The 22,554-nt window shown below is 47.3% G+C and carries 20 protein-coding genes; 10 read left to right on the top strand and 10 right to left on the bottom strand.

The features are described 5' to 3' along the window. The first annotated feature begins 18 nt into the window (after nucleotides 1-18). Nucleotides 19-2,220, top strand: a complete 2,202-nt coding sequence (gene glgB, locus D8Y20_RS01710; protein ID WP_121541297.1) for a 1,4-alpha-glucan branching protein GlgB — start codon at nucleotides 19-21, stop codon at nucleotides 2,218-2,220. 353 nt (nucleotides 2,221-2,573) lie between these two features. Here glgB and D8Y20_RS01705 read toward each other — a convergent pair whose 3' ends face one another. Then, nucleotides 2,574-2,948 (bottom strand): hypothetical protein, encoded by a 375-nt coding sequence (locus tag D8Y20_RS01705; protein WP_121541296.1) that lies wholly within the window; start codon nucleotides 2,946-2,948, stop codon nucleotides 2,574-2,576. A gap of 407 nt (nucleotides 2,949-3,355) precedes the next feature. Between D8Y20_RS01705 and D8Y20_RS01700 the strand changes: the two genes are divergently transcribed. The 5 genes from D8Y20_RS01700 (at nucleotide 3,356) to D8Y20_RS01680 (ending at nucleotide 7,864) form a co-directional block, all read left to right on the top strand. Next, a complete protein-coding gene (locus D8Y20_RS01700; protein ID WP_121541295.1) occupies nucleotides 3,356-3,928 on the top strand; it encodes a hypothetical protein in 573 nt (190 codons plus the stop codon). Between the two features lie 166 nt (nucleotides 3,929-4,094). Then, nucleotides 4,095-4,679 carry a TetR/AcrR family transcriptional regulator gene (locus D8Y20_RS01695; RefSeq protein ID WP_121541294.1) on the top strand — a complete coding sequence of 195 codons (585 nt, stop codon included), beginning with the start codon at nucleotides 4,095-4,097 and terminating at the stop codon, nucleotides 4,677-4,679. Between the two features lie 207 nt (nucleotides 4,680-4,886). Next, entirely contained in the window at nucleotides 4,887-6,044 is a 1,158-nt protein-coding gene (locus D8Y20_RS01690; protein ID WP_121541293.1) for an iron-containing alcohol dehydrogenase, read from the top strand. A 42-nt stretch (nucleotides 6,045-6,086) separates the two neighbouring features. Beyond that, nucleotides 6,087-7,121 (top strand): NADP-dependent oxidoreductase, encoded by a 1,035-nt coding sequence (locus D8Y20_RS01685; RefSeq protein ID WP_121541292.1) that lies wholly within the window; start codon nucleotides 6,087-6,089, stop codon nucleotides 7,119-7,121. Nucleotides 7,122-7,180: 59 nt separating this feature from the next. Beyond that, entirely contained in the window at nucleotides 7,181-7,864 is a 684-nt protein-coding gene (locus D8Y20_RS01680; protein ID WP_121541291.1) for a type 1 glutamine amidotransferase domain-containing protein, read from the top strand. A 167-nt stretch (nucleotides 7,865-8,031) separates the two neighbouring features. Here D8Y20_RS01680 and D8Y20_RS01675 read toward each other — a convergent pair whose 3' ends face one another. Continuing rightward, on the bottom strand, nucleotides 8,032-9,018 hold the full coding sequence (locus D8Y20_RS01675) for a zinc-dependent alcohol dehydrogenase family protein (protein ID WP_121541290.1): 987 nt from the start codon (nucleotides 9,016-9,018) through the stop codon (nucleotides 8,032-8,034). 158 nt (nucleotides 9,019-9,176) lie between these two features. On the opposite strand from D8Y20_RS01675, the gene D8Y20_RS01670 reads away from it, so the two are divergent. Continuing rightward, on the top strand, nucleotides 9,177-9,512 hold the full coding sequence (locus D8Y20_RS01670; protein ID WP_121541289.1) for a helix-turn-helix domain-containing protein: 336 nt from the start codon (nucleotides 9,177-9,179) through the stop codon (nucleotides 9,510-9,512). A 15-nt stretch (nucleotides 9,513-9,527) separates the two neighbouring features. On the opposite strand, the gene D8Y20_RS01665 is transcribed toward D8Y20_RS01670, so the two are convergent. The 3 genes from D8Y20_RS01665 to D8Y20_RS01655 all read right to left on the bottom strand — a co-directional run bounded on the left by D8Y20_RS01665 (nucleotide 9,528) and on the right by D8Y20_RS01655 (nucleotide 12,749). After that, entirely contained in the window at nucleotides 9,528-10,664 is a 1,137-nt protein-coding gene (locus D8Y20_RS01665) for a Xaa-Pro peptidase family protein (RefSeq protein ID WP_121541288.1), read from the bottom strand. Then, a complete protein-coding gene (locus D8Y20_RS01660; protein WP_236075182.1) occupies nucleotides 10,661-12,040 on the bottom strand; it encodes a YihY family inner membrane protein in 1,380 nt (459 codons plus the stop codon). Before D8Y20_RS01660 ends, D8Y20_RS01665 begins: the two co-directional genes overlap by 4 nt. 94 nt (nucleotides 12,041-12,134) lie before the next feature. Beyond that, the gene (locus D8Y20_RS01655) at nucleotides 12,135-12,749 is read right to left on the bottom strand and encodes a PAS domain S-box protein (protein WP_121541287.1); all 615 of its coding nucleotides are present in this window, start codon (nucleotides 12,747-12,749) and stop codon (nucleotides 12,135-12,137) included. A 175-nt stretch (nucleotides 12,750-12,924) separates the two neighbouring features. On the opposite strand from D8Y20_RS01655, the gene amrB reads away from it, so the two are divergent. The 3 genes from amrB to amrS are packed head-to-tail and all read left to right on the top strand — an operon-like array spanning nucleotide 12,925 to nucleotide 15,396. Continuing rightward, a complete protein-coding gene (gene amrB / locus D8Y20_RS01650; RefSeq protein ID WP_121541286.1) occupies nucleotides 12,925-13,734 on the top strand; it encodes an AmmeMemoRadiSam system protein B in 810 nt (269 codons plus the stop codon). Beyond that, on the top strand, nucleotides 13,727-14,323 hold the full coding sequence (gene amrA, locus D8Y20_RS01645) for an AmmeMemoRadiSam system protein A (RefSeq protein ID WP_121541285.1): 597 nt from the start codon (nucleotides 13,727-13,729) through the stop codon (nucleotides 14,321-14,323). Before amrB ends, amrA begins: the two co-directional genes overlap by 8 nt. Before the next feature lie 2 nt (nucleotides 14,324-14,325). Continuing rightward, nucleotides 14,326-15,396: an AmmeMemoRadiSam system radical SAM enzyme gene (amrS, locus tag D8Y20_RS01640; RefSeq protein ID WP_121541284.1), complete on the top strand. Its 1,071-nt coding sequence runs from the start codon at nucleotides 14,326-14,328 to the stop codon at nucleotides 15,394-15,396. 448 nt (nucleotides 15,397-15,844) lie between these two features. Here amrS and ppdK read toward each other — a convergent pair whose 3' ends face one another. The 5 genes from ppdK to flgK all read right to left on the bottom strand — a co-directional run bounded on the left by ppdK (nucleotide 15,845) and on the right by flgK (nucleotide 22,551). Continuing rightward, on the bottom strand, nucleotides 15,845-18,604 hold the full coding sequence (gene ppdK / locus D8Y20_RS01635) for a pyruvate, phosphate dikinase (RefSeq protein ID WP_121541283.1): 2,760 nt from the start codon (nucleotides 18,602-18,604) through the stop codon (nucleotides 15,845-15,847). 290 nt (nucleotides 18,605-18,894) lie between these two features. Further along, nucleotides 18,895-19,308 carry a flagellar assembly protein FliW gene (fliW, locus tag D8Y20_RS01630; RefSeq protein ID WP_121541282.1) on the bottom strand — a complete coding sequence of 138 codons (414 nt, stop codon included), beginning with the start codon at nucleotides 19,306-19,308 and terminating at the stop codon, nucleotides 18,895-18,897. Continuing rightward, entirely contained in the window at nucleotides 19,301-19,573 is a 273-nt protein-coding gene (csrA, locus tag D8Y20_RS01625; protein WP_121541281.1) for a carbon storage regulator CsrA, read from the bottom strand. Before csrA ends, fliW begins: the two co-directional genes overlap by 8 nt. A 16-nt stretch (nucleotides 19,574-19,589) precedes the next feature. Next, complete coding sequence (gene flgL, locus D8Y20_RS01620) at nucleotides 19,590-20,783, bottom strand: flagellar hook-associated protein FlgL (RefSeq protein WP_121541280.1); 1,194 nt, start codon at nucleotides 20,781-20,783, stop codon at nucleotides 19,590-19,592. 37 nt (nucleotides 20,784-20,820) lie between these two features. Then, a complete protein-coding gene (flgK, locus tag D8Y20_RS01615; protein WP_121541279.1) occupies nucleotides 20,821-22,551 on the bottom strand; it encodes a flagellar hook-associated protein FlgK in 1,731 nt (576 codons plus the stop codon). Nucleotides 22,552-22,554: the final 3 nt, after the last annotated feature.

Below are 22,554 nucleotides of genomic sequence, written 5' to 3'. Positions count from 1 at the left end.
TTTTTAAGCGAGGAACACATGGAAAAACTTATTTTATCACCTGAAGCATGGGCTATTATTGAAGCACGCAGCCATGATCCATTTGCCTGGCTGGGCGTACATGAGCATCCCGAAGGTGGTGTCATCATCCGCACCATGAAAGCTCAGGCTGAAAAAATGTGGTTACTACCAGAAGGTGGTAGAGCGCAAGCCATGACCCGTATTGAAGGCACAGATGTATTCGAAAAGCACTGGAAAGGTGGTGATTTTGAAAAGCCATACCGTTTGCGCATCGAAAACGCTGAAGGCCATCGCTGGGAAAAAGATGACGCCTATCGCTTTGGTCCATTCCTTGGTGAAATGGATTTGCATCTGATTGGAGAAGGCAATCATTTTGAAAAATACCGTATCATGGGTGCACATGTGCGCCAGCATGAAGGTGTATCCGGCGTTGGTTTTGCGGTCTGGGCACCGGCAGCATCGCGTGTTTCAGTGATCGGTAATTTTAACCACTGGAACGGTTGTGAACATCAGATGCGTGTTCGCGGTTCAACCGGTATTTGGGAAATTTTCATTCCCGGCCTGTGTGAAGGCGAAACCTACAAATTTGAAATCCGCGCTCAAAACGGTGATGTATTTGAAAAAACCGACCCGTACGCCCAGCAGATGGAATTGCGCCCTGCCACCGCCAGTGTGGTACACAACTGCAAAGCATTTGAATGGAGTGATGCCGATTGGATAGCCAATCGTCCGGTCAATCAGGCTGCCGACAAACCGATGAGTATTTATGAAGTACATCCCGGTTCGTGGCGACGCGCAGGCGATGATGGAGAAAAATTCCTCGATTACCGTGAATTGGCGCATCAGTTGGTCGATTATTGTGCATGGATGGGTTACACCCACATCGAATTGATGCCAGTCACCGAACATCCGTTTGATGGTTCATGGGGCTATCAGACAGTTGGTTATTTTGCCCCGACCAGTCGTTTTGGTACACCCGATGATTTCCGTTATTTTGTCGATTACTGTCATCTCAAAGGCATCGGTGTATTTCTCGATTGGGTGCCGGCTCATTTCCCTAAAGATGCACATGGTTTAGCACGTTTTGATGGTACACCATTGTATGAACACGAGGATCCACGCCTGGGTGAACACAAAGACTGGGGCACATATATCTTCAACTTCGGCCGCAATGAAGTACGCAACTTCCTTATCGCCTCAGCCCTGTTCTGGCTTGATGAATATCATATTGATGGTTTACGGGTCGATGCAGTGGCTTCAATGCTGTATTTGGATTATTCCCGCGAAGCCGATGAATGGGTTCCCAATAAATATGGCGGTCGCGAAAACCTTGAAGCGGTGGAATTCTTAAAACAGTTCAACTGTCTGGTGCATGAACGCTTCCCGGGTGCTGTTACCATGGCCGAAGAATCTACCTCATGGCCTATGGTTTCCCGCCCGACTTATCTGGGTGGTTTGGGCTTTACCATGAAATGGAATATGGGCTGGATGAACGATACGCTCTCCTATTTTGAAGAAGATCCTATTCACCGCTCCTACCATCACCATGCGCTGACCTTCTCCATGGTTTATGCCTTTACCGAGAATTTCATCCTGCCATTTTCGCATGATGAAGTAGTGCATGGTAAAGGCTCCATGCCGCAAAAAATGCCTGGCGATGACTGGCAGAAGTTTGCCAACCTGCGTTTACTTTATGCATTCATGTACGCCCATCCGGGTAAAAAACTGCAATTCAACGGTCTGGAATTCGGCCAGTGGCCGGAATGGGATTTTGATGCTTCCCTGCCATGGGATCAATCCAACTTCATGCCGCACCGTGGTCTGCAACTGATGATGCGCGACATGAATCATCTCTACAAAGATGTGCCTGCCCTACACGAAGTAGATTTTGACCCGTCTGGTTTCCAATGGCTTGACTGCAACGATGCTGAACAGTCCATTTTGAGCTTCATCCGTCGTGATAAAAACGGTGGCCCTGTCATTGTCGCACTGAACTTAACACCAGTACCACGTCATAATTATCGTCTGGGTGTGCCTGCTGCAGGGCATTATAAAGAAATCATGAATAGTGATGCAGAAACCTATGGTGGTTCAAATATCGGTAACGCCGGTGGCGTAGATACTGAAGATAAAGCATGGATGGATCAGTCCTATTCCGTAGAAATAACCCTGCCACCATTATCCTGTGTGATTTTGCGTTCTGAAGGTAAAAACAGCTAATACCTCACTAAATAACGGACAGTATATCCGGAGATTGGAAGTTTTGTGATACTTTCAATCTCCGGATAATGCTGTCTCGGGGGGAAATGTACTCCTGGCAAACCAATACAACCGCGTGGCAGGTAGAAGCTCACCACTGTCCATATTGCGCACTGACACTGCATCCGCATCAACTTCAAATTCCAACTGATATCATCCCCGGCATTCTTGAAGGTCTCCCTTCTGCATCAACATGCAATAAAATCACAATTTTTCTTTTGCGAGCTAATTTCTTGCAGGATGCAATGAATATACCCCCTAATGGCATGAGCCTTTCTTCTGAATGCGGGCCGAGCATTCCCTGACAAGTGAACCTATTCGGCGATGGCTTTCAATTGTGCTACATCCGCACTCGACGGATGGTGAGCAATGCCGAGCATGATCGTGGCAAGCTCCTTCTCAGCCGCCGGAGTGGCATCATTGCCAGCCAGCTTTTGCAATGCATCCGCATCCGCTCCTTTAACTTGGTGCTGCATGCGCATCAGCGCTTCGGCGATGATCTTGTCTCCAGCAGTGGACTGCGGGTCAGCAGCGATCTCTGCCAGTACCTTTTTATCGTCCGTAGTCGGATAATGATTCAAATGCATGATGATCGTAGCTATTTCGGACAGGGCGCCATGAGCAGACGCGACCATTGGTGCCGACATAAACAGTAAAGCGCTCAAAATTGTTACCAACATCGTTTTCATTGTGAATCTCCTTGTACCCGCAGTTGCGTGTCATTATATCTGACTATAATGCTCGGGTATTATAGTCCTCTTTTGATGAGACTGTAAAATAGTGATTATTCAAAGGTGTTCGAGGGATACAGCCGGTAATTCGAGTTGCATCTTGCATGTTGAATTCACGAACCATCTTTAGAGTTACGATCCAAGCAATGAAGTACGCATATATCCGAATGTATTAGTCATTGACAGGTACCGTTAATCTACGTTTCAACTGACAGTGGCGAACAACGAGTCTTTACAGCTGATTGCATCAAGCCATATTCTTATGCATGGATTTTTATAGCCGATAGCTATTTCCGCCAATATAAATATAGTAAAACAGATACATTTTGCGATGGACAACATCAAGTGTTGTAAGGTTTAAAACAATGAATACGCCAGCCCATGCCATCATCAATCTGTTGCTGATGGGTAAAAAACATCGAGAAAAACATGCTCTGGCGATTATTGCAGGAGCACTGATTGCCGATGCACCGATGCTGGTATTTTATCTATGGGAAAAATATCAGGGCATGGCTGAGCGTGTGATTTGGAGCGACCTATATCATCAGCCAGCATGGCAGATGTGGTTTAATGCCTTTCATTCTTTCCCATTACTGGCATTGGCCTGTTTTGTCGCATGGCGTGCACGGCTCTCTGCATGGTCAATATTTTTTGCCAGTATGTTCTGCCACTCCTTGTTTGATTTCCCCTTTCATCATAATGATGCACACCAACATCTCTTTCCGTTTTCTGATTATCGTTTCATCAGTCCGCTGTCATATTGGAATCCCGAATATTTTGGCCTGTGGCTTGGCTCTCTTGAAATTTCAGTAGTGATTATCGGCAGTGTTTATCTGTTGCGTAGCAGCCAAAGTGTGGCGCTCAAGCGTGGTGTGAGCATTATTTTTATGGTCTATCTACTGTTTATTTTAGCTGCAGTGGCATGGTGGTTCAAATAGTAAAGCCCACACATTTAAGCTATCTCCTTTGGAGTATCCCCTTGCAATATATCATTCAAATCAACCGTTCCACTTATCTACTATGTACTGACCTACACTAGCAATACTGATAGATGATCAAAACGCCTCTATAGACGACTGGTCTAATTGTAGCTACTATCTCGCCATGAGTGATGAACATACTGACGTACGCCAGCACATTCTTGATACCGCCAAGCCGATTATTCTTGGCAAGGGTTTTTCAGCTGTCGGACTGAATGAGATCCTGTCCGCTGCAGGTGTACCCAAGGGTTCTTTTTACCACTATTTCAAATCCAAAGAAGGCTTTGGCGAGGCATTACTGGACAGTTATTTCACCCAATATCATCAACAACTGTCAAAAATTCTAATAAAAAGTGATGGGAATGGTCGTGACCGACTGATCAACTACTGGCAACGGTGGTTGGATAGCCAATCTACTGATGGTACGGATGGAAAGTGTCTGGTTGTAAAACTCGGTGGCGAAGTTTCTGATCTGTCTGAGTCTATGCGTATCAGCCTTGAGCATGGCACCAGTCGGATTGTTGACATGATCGCCGAGAGCATCATCACTGCTCAGGCGGATGGTTCACTATCCGAATCCATTAATGCTACAGACTCCGCGCTGGTGCTTTACAACCTCTGGCTTGGGGCAACTGCTTTAACCAAGATCCGCCGTGACCGTAGCGCCCTCGAATCTGCCATGGCTGTCACCCTGAAAATACTGACATAAATCACCTGAATAACCCTAAGTGGAATTTTCAGGTTCCTGACCGTGGGTTTTGCTTCCATGTATTCTGTCTGTTCCGTGGTTTTTTGCCTTTGATTGTCATCTAGCAAAACAGACCGAAAAGCGTTTGACCACGGAAGCAAGCACCGGGGCTCCCGGCACGCGATAGGGTTGAACAGAGTACACAAAAAAACAAATAAGGATGGAAAAATGCAAAACTTTGAGTTCCATAATCCAACGAAAATTATTTTCGGCAACGAAACCATTGGCCGCTTGGCCGAGCTTGTGCCATCGGATGCAAGGGTGCTGATTCTTTACGGTGGCAACAGCGCCAGAAAGAACGGTACGCTGGATGAAGTCAGATCAGCACTTGGTTCCAGATTTATGCAGGAGTTCGGTGGCATTGAACCGAACCCAAGCTACGAGACACTGATGCAGGCCGTCGAATACATTCGCACGGAAAAACTGGATTATCTGCTTGCCGTCGGTGGCGGCTCGGTCATTGACGGTACAAAATTCGTCGCAGCCGCTGTTAATTTTTCCGGTGATGCATGGAATATCCTGCTCAATCATGGGCGCAACATTGATAGCGCCCTGCCCTTCGGTACGGTACTAACGCTGCCGGCAACCGGTTCAGAAATGAATTGTGGTTCGGTGGTCACACGCCGGGAAACCCATACCAAGCTGGCGTTTATGAATACCCATGTGTTTCCGCAATTCTCGATCCTTGATCCGGCCAAGACCTATACGCTGCCTACACGACAAATCGCCAATGGTGTGATTGATGCGTTCGTGCATATTACCGAGCAATATTTGACCTATCCGGTTGGAGGCATGGTTCAGGATCGCTTTGCTGAAGGACTGTTGCAAACCCTGGTGGAGATCGGCCCGAAAGCTCTGGCAACGCCGGAAGATGCAGATGCCCGAGCCAACTTGATGTGGACTGCAACATTGGCACTGAATGGACTCATTGGTGCCGGGGTGCCACACGACTGGGCTACGCACATGATCGGCCACGAACTGACTGCGGCCTACAATATAGATCACGCCCGTACGCTGGCCATTGTATTGCCGGCGCTGTTACACGAACAACGCAATCAGAAGCATGATAAACTACTGCAATACGGCCAGCGTGTATGGGGCATTAACAGCGGCAGCGAGGATGCGCGCATTACCGCCACCATTGAAGCTACCCGTGATTTCTTCGAGCGCATGGGAACACCCACCCGCCTGAGTGACTACGATTTGGGTAACGAGGCGATTGACCTGGTCATCAAACAACTAGAAGCGCATGGCATGACACAACTCGGTGAACATGGTGATGTCACCCCCGAAGTAAGCCGCCGCATTCTGACTACCGCGATTTAAGAACCAATTCAAAATCCTTCACCACAAATCAGGAGAAGTTCTATGACTCAAACCACCACCATCAACCGCCAAATCCAGCTGGCCTCCCGCCCTGCCGGTGCGCCAACGGCTGCCAATTTTCATTTGGCCACCACAAGCGTCCCTGAAATCGGAGCTGGGCAACTGCTCTTGCGTACGGTATTTTTATCGCTCGATCCATACATGCGCGGTCGTATGAGTGATGCGGCAAGCTATGCCGCCCCACTGGCCATCAGTGACACCATGGTGGGTGCCACTGTCTGCCGGGTTCAGGCCAGTCAACACGACGGCTTTGCAGCTGGTGACTGGGTGCTGTCCTATAGCGGTTGGCAGGACTATGCCGTTTCAGATGGCACCGCTCTGACCAAACTCGATCCAACGATTGCGCCTCCCTCCTACGCCCTCGGCGTGCTGGGAATGCCCGGCCTCACCGCCTACATGGGTCTGCTCGACATCGGCAACCCCAAGGCGGGTGAAACCGTTGTGGTTGCCGCAGCAACAGGAGCGGTGGGCTCACTGGTGGGCCAGATTGCAAAACTCAAAGGGTGCCGCGTGGTTGGCATTGCCGGCGGTGAAAAGAAATGCACGTCCGCCGTCGATGATCTCGGTTTCAATGCCTGCATTGATCACCATAACCCTGAACTTTCTACACTGTTATCCACAGCCTGCCCCGATGGCATCGATGTCTATTTTGAAAATGTCGGCGGCAAGGTATTTGATGCCGTACTGCCCTTGCTGAACAGCTCAGCCCGCGTGCCTGTTTGCGGTCTGATCTCCGGCTATAATGCCACCCGATTACCGAAGGAGCCGGATCGCACGCCACTACTGATGCGCACCCTGCTGGTCAAACGCATCCGGATGCAGGGTTTTATTGTGTTTGACGACTACGGCCACCGCTATCCGGAATTTGCCAGCGCCATGGGACAATGGCTGGGCGAGGGCAAGATTAGCGTCCGTGAAGACATCGTTGACGGCCTGGAAAACGCACCCGACGCATTCATCGGACTGCTTGAAGGCAAGAACTTCGGCAAACTGATCGTGCGCGTTTCGAACGACTGATTACCTCGACCTGATATTTAAGCTCAAATGAGCCATCAACACCCACAAGGAGATCCAACATGAAAATTCTTATGCTACTCACATCCCACGATAAACTAGGAGATACAGGACAGAAAACAGGATTCTGGCTAGAGGAGTTTGCTGCACCCTACTATGTGTTCAAGGATGCCGGAGCGGATATCACACTCGCCTCCCCCAATGGTGGCCAGCCGCCGCTGGACCCGAAAAGTGATGAACCGGATTTCCAGACCGATGCAACCAAACGCTTCATGGACGACGATGCTGCGCAGACCGCACTGGCGCATACAGTGAAATTATCAGATGTGTCTTCCGATGCTTTCGATGCGTTGTTTTATCCTGGTGGGCATGGGCCACTATGGGATCTGGTAGAAGATCGCAACTCGGTCGCCTTGATTGAGTCCATGTATGGAGCTGGCAAAGTGGTGGCTACCGTTTGTCATTCATCCGCAGCACTGATCCACACCAAAAACCCGGATGGTTCCCCTCTTATCAAAGGCAAGTCTGTAACAGGTTTCAGCAACAGTGAAGAAGAGGCCGTGCAACTTTCTACGATTGTTCCATTCCTGCTCGAAGACGCGTTAAAAGCAAAAGGGGCAAACTACTCCAAGGTAGATGACTGGCATTCCTACGCGATTACGGACGGCAACCTGATCACAGGCCAGAACCCGGCCTCATCAGAACAGGTGGCAAAGGCAGTACTAAAGAGCGTAATTGTTAAATGATACTCTGAGGCATCAGCGCCCCTTTAGCAGTCAGACTACCTTCTGTTCAGCAAAGTCCGGTGTCACATCAACCACAGACCGGTAATCGATCGAGACCACCAAGAAATGCTACTGCCGAAGGGAGAAACACCGGGATCATTCCCGGTGTTCGCCTAAATCGGTAATGCTCAGTTCTCAATCACTACCTTGCCCATTGCTTGTCCGCTCTCCAGTCGGGCGTGCGCTTGTCCTGCCTGTTCAAGCCTAAAGTGATGATCATCCAGTACTGGCTTGAGTCCGCCTGACTCAATAATCCGGGTCAAGTTACGTAAGATCTCTGCATGCTGTTCGCGCTTATAGTGATGCAACATGGGAATCAGCATAAAGACCACATGCAGAGAGAGCCCCTTAAAGTGCGCCAACGACAAATCCAGTTCACACAACGAAACGGTGGTAGCGACTTGACCATTCAAAGCAGCTGCCTCAAACGAATTGATGATGTTGGCGCCACCAACAGAATCAAACACCAGATCAAAGCCTGCACCATTGGTATGGGCGGCAACATAATTTTCCACGCTTTCTGTTTTATAATTGATGGCTGTTGCTCCAAGCTGTTCGATCAGAGCCATCTGTTGATCACCGCCGCCGGTTGAATAGACCTCGGCACCAAAGTCTTTTGCCAGTTGCAACGCTATATGACCTACACCACCGGAGCCGCCGTGTACCAATACCTTTTGTCCTTGTTTAATACCTGCCCGAGTCAGGCCTTCATAGGCTGTTATAGCAACCAACGGCAGTGCTGCGGCTTCCCGCATGGTTAAATTCACAGGCTTTCGCCCAATCAGATTACTATCAGCCACAATGTATTCAGCCAATGTGCCGGGCAGATCTGCCAGTCCGCCTGCACAACCATAGACCTCATCACCAACCGCGTATGCTGTAACATCGTCACCCACTTCTTTTACCGTACCGGCAAAGTCCATACCCAAAATGGCCGGCGTATCTGGTGATAAGGGCAGATCCTTGCCCATTTTTCGAATCATCGTGTCCACCATATTTACACTTGAAGCGGCAATCTTTACCAGCACATGACCGGCCTTCACTTCGGGTTTATTCACCTCTACCGCTTCAAAAACCGCATCTTCACCATAGGCATTAATCATCATTGCTTTCATTTCTTCTCCTCCGTGTTCTTTGTAATACATAACGACCGGGTTTGATTTTACTGTCGGATGCCGCAATGATGTGCACTACGGATATTTAATATAAGTACGCACATTTTTGTTATGTAGTATCATTTTATATACTATTGTGATGAACAAGGAGGATGACGATGGCTCACGAACGTTATGACTGTAATGAAGGATGCCCTGTGGAAGCGGCTCTGGAAGTGATTGGCGGCAAATGGAAAAGCATTATCCTTTACCACCTGCAACATGAAACATTGCGCTTTAATGCGCTCAAGAGAGTGATGCCGGGTATTACCCAACGTATGCTGACCAAACAACTGCGTGAACTTGAAGCAGACGAGCTGATCATAAGAAAAGTCTATGCTGAAGTGCCTCCGAAGGTGGAGTACTCCATGACTGACTACGGCAAAACCCTGGAGCCGGTTCTGTTAGCGCTTCAAAATTGGGGCATAGGGCATATGGAAAGAGAAAGACTATAAGGTTTATCCGATCTTCTAAGCAATTTCGAGTTTACGTTTGTATTTGGTTAAATTATCGCAACCACCATCACGTACGATAACCATATCTTCCAGACGAATACCACCGAGACCTGGATAATAGAGGCCCGGTTCTACTGTCACCACTTGATTGGCTTGAAGTATATTACTGCGCACGGATATGCCTGGTGCTTCATGAATCTGCAGGCCAACGCCGTGGCCCGTACCATGAAAAAAACCTGTCTGCTTGCCACGCACCATTTTTGTAGGGTATCCCTGCGTATCAAAATGATCCGTAATCCGCTGATGAATCACGGTTCCATCTACACCAGAAGCCACCATCGACAAACCAATATCCTGGCCTTCGCGTACTGTCTGATACAGCCGTTTTATTTCAGGGCTGGCTTTGCCTTTAACATAGCTCCTGGTCATATCACCCCAGTAACCTGTCGCCAGCATCCTTGGAAAAATATCAATAATAATCGTCTGGTGTGCACGGATAAAACCGTGGCCAATATTATGGGGGTCAGCCCCCTCTTTTCCACATGCCACAATGGTATGGGCTGGCATCGCACCACGGCCAATCAAAAAGGTTTCAATCACACGTCGCACATCTGCTGATTTTACTTTTTTAGCCGTATCAGGAGCACGTAGAATACCATCATCACCTACACCACATTGCGCCAAATATGCCTCAGCCTGTTGCATGGATTGGCGTGTTAAGCGTTCGGATTGTGCCAAGCAGCGCAGTTCATATTCAGATTTCACTGCCCTGCCCGGGAAAAAAGCGCCTTCAACAGCATCGACCTTAAAACCCCAGCTACGCAATTTTTCAGCATAAGCGAGTGGAAAATCACCCGGCACCATCACCTGTGTGATATCACGGTGCTGTAAAAAAGCAGCTGCAACAGCAGCCAAACCAGAGCGATGATCCGCCTCAGCCTGTTGTCGCCAGGGCGTATCAAGGTGCGCTTCATGTAGCTTTGAATCTTTTTTTGCCCGATCCACCTCCAATGGTGAAAATAGCCCATGCCATTGCCCTTCCATTTCAATGGCAATAAATGCATCAGGTACAAACATACCACTGGCATACAGCATATCGGCATTATGTTCTGAGTCGGCAATAATTAGTCGTGTACCATCTAACTGTTTCATTTATCGTTATATCCTTTTAATACATCATCCAGCGCATCATCTTTTTCATGCTGGCGTTTCATAAATTCACGTAAATTCATATGGCTTAGAAGTGCTGAGCGTTCTCGTTCGAGGCGGAAATAAATACCGGTTAATTGTCGACCCAGAGAACTGTCAGCCCACGCTTCCGGCACATCCATCGGACTATCATTAAGATACTGAAAAATATCTTGTAAACTCATTTTATCGACATCAAAGCCGGGCAACCAGCCGGCCTCTTCATGATTCGATATCGTCGTTCGTAACAATCCACTTGCACACAACTGATCCAGCCACTCCTGCAAAATATTATTGGGCACATCAGTCTCTTCAATAAGGTCGCCCATGCTCAGCATCTCACCATCACGCTGAGCCTGTACTGCCCGTAACAGCACAAGATGTGAAAAGAACTGCCTCACCCCCGGTTTCTGGAAACTACTGTGTTGCCGATGCGACTGCTCCGGATGCTGCAGACAAAATGCAATTTCAGAACCGAGCAATACAATCACCCAAACCAGATATATCCAAAGCAGGAACACCGGCAGTGTCGATAGCGCTCCATACAGGCGCTCGTAATCGGCAATTTCAGTCACATAAAAGGCAAAGCCTATCTTGGTCCATTCAAACAACGCACCCGCGATCAAACCACCTACTGCGGCATAACGAAACGGTACGCTGGTGTTAGGCAACACATAATACAGGCATGCCATAGCCATGGAGGACATCAACCATGGCACCAGAAAAGGCGCCTCGGAGATATAGGATGCACCTTCTGCCACCTCCTTCAACACCGGCAGTGCTGTGAAGTAGGATGTAATCGTAATCGAAGCGCCAATAAGTATCGGAGCCAAAGTTATTGTCGCCCAGAACACGACAAATTTGGAGAGCCAGGCACGTGCTCGCGTGATACGCCAAATATCATTAAATGCTTCTTCAATTGTATTCAGTAGGGCTGTGGCAACAAATAACAGACCGATAATACCAAAGACAGAAAGGGTGGTTGTCTCTTCAGCCACGGTTCCCAGATAATCCTGCACAACCTGCTGACTGGTGGGCAACAGATACTTTAATAGTGCCTCACTCACACTACCTGACATCGTTTCAAATACCTGAAAGCTGGTAAACACCGAGAAACCAAGCACTACCAACGGCACAATGGCCAACAAGGAAGCATACGCCAGGGCCGACGCACGCTGAATACACTGATCTGTAATAAAACGAATGATGACTCTGAAAAAGAAACGTAACAGATGAACACCATGCCTATACAGAGCCGGAAGACTAGCAATATCAGCTACATCCATAGCCAGCATTTGGCTGAATTTAAATTTGACTGATGGTTTAGGCGACTTTTCCATCACTACAGCTTACTGAGCAGGCTCAGTGTGTAAAGAACAGCAGTGTGGAATCTGTTTCAGGCTTGGCAAGCCAAAGAAGGGAACGCTGCTGGCATCATTTATCTGCTGGAAAGTTTTCACGAATAAAAGCAAAATACTCTTGAGGCCCATTGGTATTCAAGGGTGTTACAACAATTTCAATGGGAAACTCAAACCCATCACGATGCAGTGCCTGTGTATATACAGGTTTGTATAAAAACGATCCTATATTTGTTGCTTGATAACGGGCCAGACCTTTACGATGAGCTTCTCTAAAACGCTCCGGTATAATGATTTCCATCGACTCGCCAATCACCTTCTGCCTGGGCCAGCCAAACAGTAGTTCCGCACTACGATTCCAATCGATAATTTTACCTTCTTGATCCATGCTTACATAAGCATCGTAGCACCCATCTACCACTTTCTGTAGTCGTGTACCTTTCTTACGAATTCTCTCCAGTAATTGCTGCTGCTGATCTACAGCTGCCTGAGCATAAAATCCAAAGGCAACCACGGTGACCGAAATTAACAGACGCATCCAGTTTTCATTGGGGTCGGAAAAAAAGAGATTCTTCAGAAAACTTTCTCCACCAAACACAAAAACATGCAACAATGCTTCAACGATCCAGAACAGAATCGCCACCAGAACACCCAAGCCACCTAACCCTCTGAGTTTCATTCTTTGCAGCATGCCCTCCTCCAGCACTTCACATCTCCACCAAGCCAATATGACTTTCTCAATCACCTCTTGCAACAAGAATACTAGCAACCGTACTAAAAACAGACAGTCCGCCCTGAAACAGTCTCACACTTCACAGATCTATGCCGAAGTTTTATCATGTTTCAGAATGTAAAGGAGTCCGACTATGGACATTCGTGCTGCTGCTGTTGCTGATCTATTTTACCCCGGCTCTGAAAATGATCTGGAGGCATTGATAATCCATGCCCTGAATAAGGCAAGGCCTGCATTATTACCTGCACCAACTCAGAGTCTCAAAGCTGTTATAGTGCCGCATGCCGGTTTTATTTATTCCGGCCAGACTGCAGCCTTCGCATTTGCCAGCATGATACCTGCACATATTCAACATATCATATTATTAGGCCCCTCTCACCGCATCGCATTTCGTGGCATGGCCGTGCCCGATTGTGATGCTTTTGAAACCCCTTTTGGACTGGTGAAGGTTGATCATAAACGCATGCAAAAAGCTCTCATACACGCTGATGTGCAAATCAATGCAGCTGCGCATGCACAGGAGCACTCACTGGAAGTGCAACTGCCTTTTCTGCAGACAGTGCTTGATCAGTTTACTCTGTTGCCGATCTGTATCGGCAGCGTAGAAGCCGATGTGGTGGCACAGCTTATCGAATCATTCTGGTATGATGATGCAACACTCTTTGTCATCAGCTCTGATCTATCACATTTTCACAGCTATCAAGAAGCGAATACAATCGATGAGCTAAGCATTGATATGATTTTACGGCAGCAAGCCAGCTTAAACCATGAACAGGCATGTGGAGCCACAGGGATCAATGCTTTGTTGAACGTTGCCAACAAACATCATTTGAAAGCACAACTGCTGGATTACAGAAATTCCGGTGATACCGCTGGCGATAAAGAACGGGTTGTTGGTTACGCTTCCATCGCATTTTTTGACGATGTGCAAGATCATGCCTGAATCATCTTTTCGCGGCCCGGTATTGATAGCACTGGCACGTCATGCCATTGCCACCAAACTGGAGATACCACACACCGGCATCAGCCCGGATGATCATGCTTGGCTGGCAAAAGATGCAGCAAGCTTTGTTACACTCACCAAGCATGGACAGCTACGCGGCTGTATTGGCAGCTTGGAAGCATACCGCCCGCTCATCGATGATGTATGCTCTAATGCTGTAGCAGCGGCTATTCATGACCCGCGCTTTACTCCCTTAAGCAAAAGTGAATATGACTCTATCCGGATAGAGGTGTCGGTACTTTCTGAGATGCAATGCGTTAATGCCCGAGATGAGCATAGCGCAATCGCCAATATAAGGCCGGAGATGGATGGCGTGGTACTGCAATTTAGAGCCCATAAAGCCACATTTTTACCGCAAGTGTGGGATCAACTACCTGACCCCCGACAATTTCTTACTCACCTGAAACAGAAGGCCGGACTCAGCCCCGATTTCTGGCACCCCGATATGCAACTGCATATTTATCAGGTGAATAAATTCCATGAGCACAATAATGAACACAAGAATGAACACAGTGGCTCCGGAGACTGATCGTGGCCGACGCACACTTTCCGGGTCGTTTCTGGCACACACTTGAAGATGGACGCATCCAGTGTGATATCTGTCCGCGTGATTGCAAACTGCATGATGGTCAGCAGGGATTATGTTTTGTGCGCAAACGCAAAGGTGATCAAATTGTGCTCACCACCTATGGCCGCTCATCCGGTTTCTGCATTGATCCTATTGAGAAAAAACCACTGAATCATTTTTACCCTGGCTCAAGCGTGCTCTCATTTGGCACGGCCGGATGCAATTTGGCCTGTAAGTTTTGTCAGAACTGGGATATTTCCAAAGCCCGAACGCTTGATCGTTTATGCAATCAGGCCGAACCTGAAGCGATTGCCAAAGCTGCCGTTGACCATGCTTGTCAGAGTGTTGCCTTCACCTACAACGATCCGGTAATTTTTCTTGAATATGCCATTGATACCGCGCGCGCCTGTCATGAACAGGGTATTAAAACAGTCGCTGTGACTGCCGGCTATATCAAACCTGCAGCGCGGAAAGCATTTTTTTCACACATTGATGCTGCCAATATTGATCTAAAGGGCTTTTCCAATGATTTCTATCGTAAGCTGTGTGCGGGCGAGTTAGGCCCCGTACTGGATACATTGGCATATTTAAAACATGAAACTGATGTGTGGTTTGAGATCACCACCCTGTTAATTCCTGATCAAAATGACAGTGACGAAGAACTCAACGCCATGTGTGACTGGATTGCGACAAATCTTGGCACTGATGTACCGCTGCACTTCACTGCATTTCATCCCGATTGGAAAATGGTGGATGTGCAGCCTACGCCACTATCCACATTGCGCCGTGCCCGCCGCATCGGTAAAAAATCAGGCCTGCATTATGTCTATACAGGTAACGTACATGATCGCATAGGTGCTACAACACTATGCCCAACGTGTAAGACCAGAATAATAGAACGCGACTGGTATGAAATATTGGAGCACCGCGTGTCAGATGATGGTTGTTGCATCGTCTGTGGCACTTCAATAGCTGGCCGCTTTGGTCCATTTCATGGTGCTTTTGGTGCTCGCCGCATACCTGTCAGCATTTAAAGTTCATCACGGGTGATCAGGAAACATCAACATATGGTAACTGTTCGATGTTACTCAATCATAAAAGTATCCAGCCAGAAGGTGAATAGCTAAACTAGAGGGCTCCCTTGGGAACGAATCAACACGACAATCACGAAAAAAATCAGTGTAATTTGTTAAGTCATGGCTCACTACACTCTTTCAGGCTTTGCTATTTACCTGCCAGCTGATGTTTGTCATAGCGATGATATCTTGTAATTCGTGGAAATTCGTGTGTATTCGTGGCTAGCTTATCGATCACATCACAGTTCCCTATTCCTAGTATGCCAAAGCAGTATTCCCGGACTTTCGAAATGTATCGAATTCACGCCCCATTTTCTTTTAACGCATTGAGAAAGCCTTTTACATTCAGCCCACAAAAAAAGGCAGCGAAGCGCTGCCCTTTTTCAATCCACTTCTTTTTTGCTGATCAGGAATCCAGCAGTGCTGCTTGTGCCGCTGCCAGACGCGCGATAGGTACGCGTGGACCTGAACATGATACATAGCTCAGGCCAATCTTGTGACAGAAGCTGATAGAAGCTGGATGGCCTCCATGCTCTCCACAAATACCGATCTTCATGCCCGGTTTAACACTACGCCCCCAATTCACGGCCAGCTCCATTAATTTACCGACACCATTCGCATCCAGCACTTCGAACGGATTGTTCTGCAAGATGCCTACTTCACTATACATCGGCAGAAATTTGTTTTCCGCATCCTCGCGTGAGAACGAGAATGTTGCCTGAGTCAGATCGTTGGTACCAAAACTGAAAAATTCGGCTTCGGTAGCCAGCTGTTCTGCACGCAGACATGCACGTACGACTTCCATCATGGTGCCGAACTTGAAGCTTGGATCCATGCCCTGTGCTTGTTGCACTTCTTTTCTAATCTTTTCAACGTGCACTTTAATATTTCTGAGTTCTTCAGCAGTACAAACCTGTGGAATCATAATCTCAGGATGCACTTCAATGCCCTTTTTCTGACATTCGCAGGCTGCTTCAAGTACCGCGCGAATTTGCATGGCGTAGATTTCTGGAAAGGTAATACCCAGACGCACACCACGATGACCCAGCATTGGATTGACTTCGAACAGCGCACGCACTTTTTTAAGAATGGCTTCCTTCTTCTCGATAGCCTCATCAACCAGCGAAGAGTCAGCCAACTGCTGAATGGGTTTAAGCACACCATTCTGCGCAGAGAGCAGGCTTAAGGTGGCTGAAAGCACTTCTGAGCCACGCATGGTATCTTTCAAATGTTTGAGCTGTACAAGATCATCAATCAACTGGTTTTCTGATGGCAGAAATTCATGAATAGGCGGATCAAGCAGACGCACTGTTACAGCATTTGGTGACATGGTTGTGAACAGTTCGATAAAGTCCTGACGTTGGATAGGAAGCAATCTGTCCAGTGCAGACTGACGCTGCTCAAGGGTATCCGCAACAATCATCTCAAGCACGATTGGCAGGCGCTCTGCCGCATTAAACATCCGCTCTGTACGACACAGCCCGATCCCCATAGCACCATATTTAAGCGCCCGTTCAGCATCTTCAGGCACATCGGCATTGGCCATCACTTTTAAACGCGCACGTTCATCAGCCCATGACAGTAAGGTTTTGAGCTCTTCTGAGAACTCCGCTTCAACAGTATCAACAACGCCCAAATACACATTGCCAGTAGTACCATCCAGAGTAATAACATCACCCTCTTTAATGACAACATCACCGATATGTGCGCGGCGGGCCATCACATCTACTTCAATGCCATCGGCTCCCGCCACACAAGGTTTGCCCATGCCACGCGCAACAACAGCAGCATGACTGGTTTTACCACCACGGGAGGTTAAGATCGCTTCGGATACAAAAAAACCATGTATATCTTCAGGTTTGGTCTCTTCACGCAACAAAATAAGCGGCCTGTCATTATTGTTTTTTTGCGCCACTGCACGATCCGCATCAAACACCACATGACCACATGCAGCGCCCGGACTTGCAGGCAAGCCTGCAGCCAGAGGTGTGGCATCGGCATCAGGATCAAGACGAGGAAATAGCATCTGTTCCAATGATTCAGGAGCAATACGCATGAGCGCCTCTTCTTCGCTGATCAGGCCTTCTGCCACCAGTTCAACCGAGGTGCGAACCATGGCCTGCGTATTCATCTTTCCATTGCGCGTTTGCAGGCAATATAGAATACCTTTCTCAATTGTGAATTCAAAATCCTGAATTTCTGAATAATGCTTTTCAAGTTTGCTGCGCAGTTCTTCAAGCTGACGGTAGAGATCCGGCATCTCATCAGCCATCTGGGCAATGGGTTTGGGTGTACGAATGCCTGCTACCACATCTTCACCCTGAGCGTTGACCAGATATTCACCGTAAAACATATTTTCGCCGGTGCCCGGGTTACGGGTGAATGCCACACCCGTAGCACAATCATCACCGCGGTTGCCAAAGACCATCGTACAGATATTTACAGCAGTACCATTGGCCTGATCAGGGGTGATATTAAATTCACGTCGATAATCGACCGCACGTTTACCAGACCACGAGCCAAGCACGGCTTTAATGGCCAAGTCCAGCTGTTCATATGGATCTTCCGGGAAAGAACGGCCTGTCTGAGCATGTACAATTTCAAGAAACAGGGTCGCAATCTCTTTCAGATTGTCAGTGGAGAGGCCAACATCTTCTTTCACACCTTCACGTTTTTTAATCGCTTCAAAGGGTTCGTCAAAATACTCATCTTCAATACCAAGAGCTACTTTTCCAAACAGCTGAATAAAACGGCGATATGCGTCATAAGCAAAACGCTCATCTCCTGTCTGCTCAATCTCACCCTGCAAGGTATCGCTGTTCATACCCAGATTGAGAATAGTATCCATCATACCCGGCATCGACATGGCTGAACCGGACCGGACCGACACCAGCAAGGGGTTATGCGCATCGCCAAAACCTTTACCTGTCACATTTTCAAGCGCGACCATCTGTTCTTTCACTTCCTGCATCAGACCATCCGGATAGGTACTATCATTCTCCAGGTAACTAAGACATGCCTCCGTTGTAATGGTATAACCAGGCGGCACATTCAAACCTATCTGCGTCATCTCACACAGGTTGGCACCTTTACCACCCAGAAGCTGTCTGTTCTTGCCATCTCCTTCGGTGAAAGAGTAAACGTATGTAGTTGCCTGCTTAGTCATGTTGTTAAATCCTCAAAAGTATTTGAACGCATAAGCATGCGCATCATTGTTATGTATTGGAGGTATAGAAAGAGAATCGCCGAATACAATGAAATCTTACTCCTCTAAAGAGGTCATGAAAAGGGGTGTTTATGGGATCTTTATGGCTGCATGCGTGCCGCATAACAACCATTTTGATCAGTTATTATTGACTACTTTTATACAATAGAGGTTGCTAAACCGCTCTAACGTGAAATCAATCAGCTCACACTTCAATCCTCTATTTATCATGCCTTTAAACGCCACTCAGCTTATTCCGGTTGTGGTTGTGGCATCCACTGGTATCGAATATCCAGATCAGGCTCCTGACGAATACATTGCAGGCCAAGCCGTGCTTCTATGTTCAATGCAATGGGTGCTTTCAGATTAGCTGTTACCCATTGTTTATCTGCAAAAGGGTTGAGCACCAGCATCCACATAATAGGGCTATCACTATCGGCACCTATGCAGCTTTGCGAATCAGGTGACAATGAAGGAACGGATCCAAGGCGCTCCTCATTCCATGGCGTAATCAAAAAAGCGGCTTCAGGCTGATCCATAGACTGAATACAAATGATGTCACCCTCCCCCTCATAAATGAAACCATACTTTCTAGCGTCACTAAAACCAGCCAAGCCCTGAGGAAAATGAAAGGCTTCTGAGTAATCAATATCTATTTTACTCATCGTTATTGTCTCCATCATTGGAACTGTCATCACTTGAGCCATCATATCGGGCCGCTCCTTGTAACCATGTTAAAGCTGCTGCGCCTCCGGCAGCTTTATTCTCTTCCTGGATAAGATTGTATATTTCCATGCGGTGAACTGGAATGTCTGAAGGTGCTTCAATGCCAATGCGCACAATATGCTCATTTTGAATATCCTGTATCACAATTCGGATATCATCATTGATTTGAATAGCCTGACCAATTTTTCTGCGTAAAACTAACATCTAATGCATTTTCCTCCTATCCGAGGAAGTTAATTAAACTGAGTGATTTTATCTGAGCTACCTGGCTATAAGCGGCCTGCAAAGCAATACTCGATTGTTGCAGTTCAGCGACCACAGCTGGAATATCCACTGCTTCATGCGTATTGAGTCGTTGGTCCAGATTCAATTTCATATCTTGATAGGAATTTTTAGAAATCTGCACCGACTTGAGTCTTGCTCCGACATCAGCAGTTAAATCAATCATACCGTTCCCTGCTGCATTCAAAGACCCCAACGATGACTGAATACCGGCCAGATTATTATTCGTCAGAGCTACCGTGAATTCTTGCATAGCTGTGAATGCTGCACTGAAGCCCGGTTGATCACCTCGAACATTACTTACAACCTGCTGATTTGCGCTGACTGAAACGATACGGTCCTGATTACTACCACTATAACTGATACTCCCTGCAACAGTTGAACCACTGACACTAAGCGTACCGGCACCCGCATTCACCGTGTCCGGTATGCCATTATAGGTCAGGCTTAACTGACTACCATTGCTCAATAACACGCTATTAGCACCTGTTACCAGTGCTGCAGGGGTACCAATCATATTGGTGCCTGCAGCGTTGGAGATGCTGGCAATACTGGTACCTGCGGCATCAAGTGTGATGGTATAGCTGTCATTGATAGCATTAGCATTGGAAGCAAGTGTCACATTACTGATGGATGTGTTGGTGACCGGAGTAGCAGGCGTATACGTCGCTGTGCCTGCATTGAACGGATTCGAGACAAAGGCTGCTTTGTCAGTTGCTGTTCCAGCAAACAGGGAATCTCCTTGCCATTGCTGATTTGCATCTGCCAACAGTTGATTCTTCAAATGTCCCACTTCAGCAAGCGCCGCCTGTCGTTCTGCAGTACCGATCTGAGCAGAAGCTTGTTGCGTCGCTAAAGTCTGGACGCGTTGCATGATATTACTCATATCATTGAGCATTGTCTGGCTCATGCTTAATCGTGATTCAACAGTAGAAATAGCATCAATACTACTCTGGCTAGCCAACTGACTATGACGTAAATCCAGCGATAATTTATAATCCAAACCAGCCTGCGCTGGCGTTTGAAAACGTGTGCCAGAGGCAATTTTAGCATTACCGTCATTCTGAATATTCTGCTGTTTACTAATACCTGTGAGCAAACTATTATATAACATACTAGTCGATATTCTCATGCGTTCACTCCTGCCCTGTTCATATCAAAAACCGATCTCATCGAATTAAGCCAAGCAATGAATCAAGCATCTGATTGGTGGTCGTGATAATTTTTGCTGATGCCTCATAAGCGCGCTGAAATTTAATCATAGATATTAGTTCTTCATCAATATTAACGCCGGAGATTGCTAAGCGCTGACTTTCCAAAGAGCTTGCTTCAACGGTGCGATACTCTTTTTGCTGCTTGGAAATGGTAACATCAGAGCCATATTGAACAGATAATGCAGTGGTTCGATTATGCAGACTCGATGATGTGGTGGCATCCACACTCAAAGGCGTATCCTGCAATGCGAGAATAGCCAACGCACTGCTGTTATCTCCGGATTGAACAATAGAGGTGGTTGGATCTATTCGCCCTGTATTGATGGCACTAGCATTAGCCTGAATAGCCGCAGATACACTCAACGATGCGCCATCGCCACCCGTAAAAAAATTGTTTATTTCATACGCTGCTAAAAAATTACTGGTATCATCAGACAGAGCAAAACTCTGTCCGGCTGCGGCATTGATCGACAACCGACCATCAGCATCAACCGTTGCATTAATACCAGCCACTGCATTAAGCGTTGTTGCCACCTGATTCATCGTCGTTGCACCAGCTGTAATCGGAATCGCAATACCACCTGGCACCACAGGTGCACCTGCCGCATCAAACACATGAATATTAAAACTGCCAGTTTGTACTTTTGCAGCAAACGGAGCTGTCTGACTGGCATCATCCAAGGCAATGATTGCCTGACTGGACTGTCCTGATGACAGAGCAGTATGTTTCACAGCATTACTACTATTGGCATGTATTTGGTTAACCGAAAAAATTAAATTGGCTGCTATACTGTCAATCTGGGTGATATAGTTCCCCAATTGGTTATCTCGCAAATCCAGCAAGCCGCCGATTTCTCCACCCTGAGTCGTGCCCAGAACAGGCGTAGAAGTACCTGCAATCACGATACTGGAAAAGCCACCAGCAACTGCACCTCCCCTTGCCAATTGGCGCGCGACACCATCTTGCGTTAACAGATCTCCATTCAGGGTTTGTATCATAAAAGAACCGTCACCGGTGGTAACGCTTTGCACAGGCAGCAATGCTGCCAAATCACGCACAGCCTGATCCCGCTGATCACGTTGATCATTCGCCAGGTTGATACCGCCCTGAGATGTTGATTCCTGCCTTCTAATTTGCGAAGTCAACGAAGCAATATTTGTCAGTGCCTGATTAATATTGGCAATCGACTGATCAATATTGCTATCGGTAGTGGCCTGCACACCTACCAATTGCGTATGCATATTGGTTATATTGCTGACTAATGCATTACTTTTCGCCCTGACATTCACCCGTTGTCCATTATCCTGAGGATTATTTGCCAGTTGTTTCCATGACAAAAAGAAATCGTCCAACGATGAGGCAAGACCTGTACTTTGCAAACTGCCAAAGACATTTTCAACCGCATTAAGGCCTGTGTTCATGGTTGTCCAATACGATAATTGCGTGCCATTATTAAGCTGTGCCTGATTGATGATGGGATCAATCTTACGCTGGACACTATTCACATTCACGCCACGACCAAGTGTGGTCGCACCAATTTTTTCCGGTGTTGCCGTAACCAGGTTTGCAGACTGCCTCGAATACCCGGGAGTATTAACATTAGAGATATTATGCGACACCACATCCATAGACTTCTGTTGTGCTTTCAAGCTGCTGGCAGCGATATTCAGGCTATCGAAAATCATGGT

The sequence above is a fragment of the Mariprofundus sp. EBB-1 genome (assembly GCF_003665155.1).
In the GTDB taxonomy this organism is placed as follows: Bacteria; Pseudomonadota; Zetaproteobacteria; order Mariprofundales; family Mariprofundaceae; genus Mariprofundus.
Note: the sequence above shows the minus strand (reverse complement) of the source record. Positions and strands in the feature narration are given on the sequence as shown.

Bases quoted from the DNA above. Each gene is read 5' to 3' on its own strand.
- fliW (WP_121541282.1), bottom strand. From the start codon at position 19,308: ATGAGTAAAATAGATATTGATTACTCAGAAGCCTTTCATTTTCCTCAG.
- D8Y20_RS01685 (WP_121541292.1), top strand. From the start codon at position 6,087: ATGACTCAAACCACCACCATCAACCGCCAAATCCAGCTGGCCTCCCGC.
- amrB (WP_121541286.1), top strand. From the start codon at position 12,925: ATGGACATTCGTGCTGCTGCTGTTGCTGATCTATTTTACCCCGGCTCT.
- glgB (WP_121541297.1), top strand. From the start codon at position 19: ATGGAAAAACTTATTTTATCACCTGAAGCATGGGCTATTATTGAAGCA.
- csrA (WP_121541281.1), bottom strand. From the start codon at position 19,573: ATGTTAGTTTTACGCAGAAAAATTGGTCAGGCTATTCAAATCAATGAT.
- D8Y20_RS01705 (WP_121541296.1), bottom strand. From the start codon at position 2,948: ATGAAAACGATGTTGGTAACAATTTTGAGCGCTTTACTGTTTATGTCG.
- D8Y20_RS01680 (WP_121541291.1), top strand. From the start codon at position 7,181: ATGAAAATTCTTATGCTACTCACATCCCACGATAAACTAGGAGATACA.
- D8Y20_RS01695 (WP_121541294.1), top strand. From the start codon at position 4,095: ATGAGTGATGAACATACTGACGTACGCCAGCACATTCTTGATACCGCC.
- D8Y20_RS01660 (WP_236075182.1), bottom strand. From the start codon at position 12,040: ATGGAAAAGTCGCCTAAACCATCAGTCAAATTTAAATTCAGCCAAATG.
- flgL (WP_121541280.1), bottom strand. From the start codon at position 20,783: ATGAGAATATCGACTAGTATGTTATATAATAGTTTGCTCACAGGTATT.
- flgK (WP_121541279.1), bottom strand. From the start codon at position 22,551: ATGATTTTCGATAGCCTGAATATCGCTGCCAGCAGCTTGAAAGCACAA.
- D8Y20_RS01655 (WP_121541287.1), bottom strand. From the start codon at position 12,749: ATGCTGCAAAGAATGAAACTCAGAGGGTTAGGTGGCTTGGGTGTTCTG.
- amrA (WP_121541285.1), top strand. From the start codon at position 13,727: ATGCCTGAATCATCTTTTCGCGGCCCGGTATTGATAGCACTGGCACGT.
- D8Y20_RS01690 (WP_121541293.1), top strand. From the start codon at position 4,887: ATGCAAAACTTTGAGTTCCATAATCCAACGAAAATTATTTTCGGCAAC.
- D8Y20_RS01700 (WP_121541295.1), top strand. From the start codon at position 3,356: ATGAATACGCCAGCCCATGCCATCATCAATCTGTTGCTGATGGGTAAA.
- ppdK (WP_121541283.1), bottom strand. From the start codon at position 18,604: ATGACTAAGCAGGCAACTACATACGTTTACTCTTTCACCGAAGGAGAT.
- D8Y20_RS01675 (WP_121541290.1), bottom strand. From the start codon at position 9,018: ATGAAAGCAATGATGATTAATGCCTATGGTGAAGATGCGGTTTTTGAA.
- D8Y20_RS01670 (WP_121541289.1), top strand. From the start codon at position 9,177: ATGGCTCACGAACGTTATGACTGTAATGAAGGATGCCCTGTGGAAGCG.
- D8Y20_RS01665 (WP_121541288.1), bottom strand. From the start codon at position 10,664: ATGAAACAGTTAGATGGTACACGACTAATTATTGCCGACTCAGAACAT.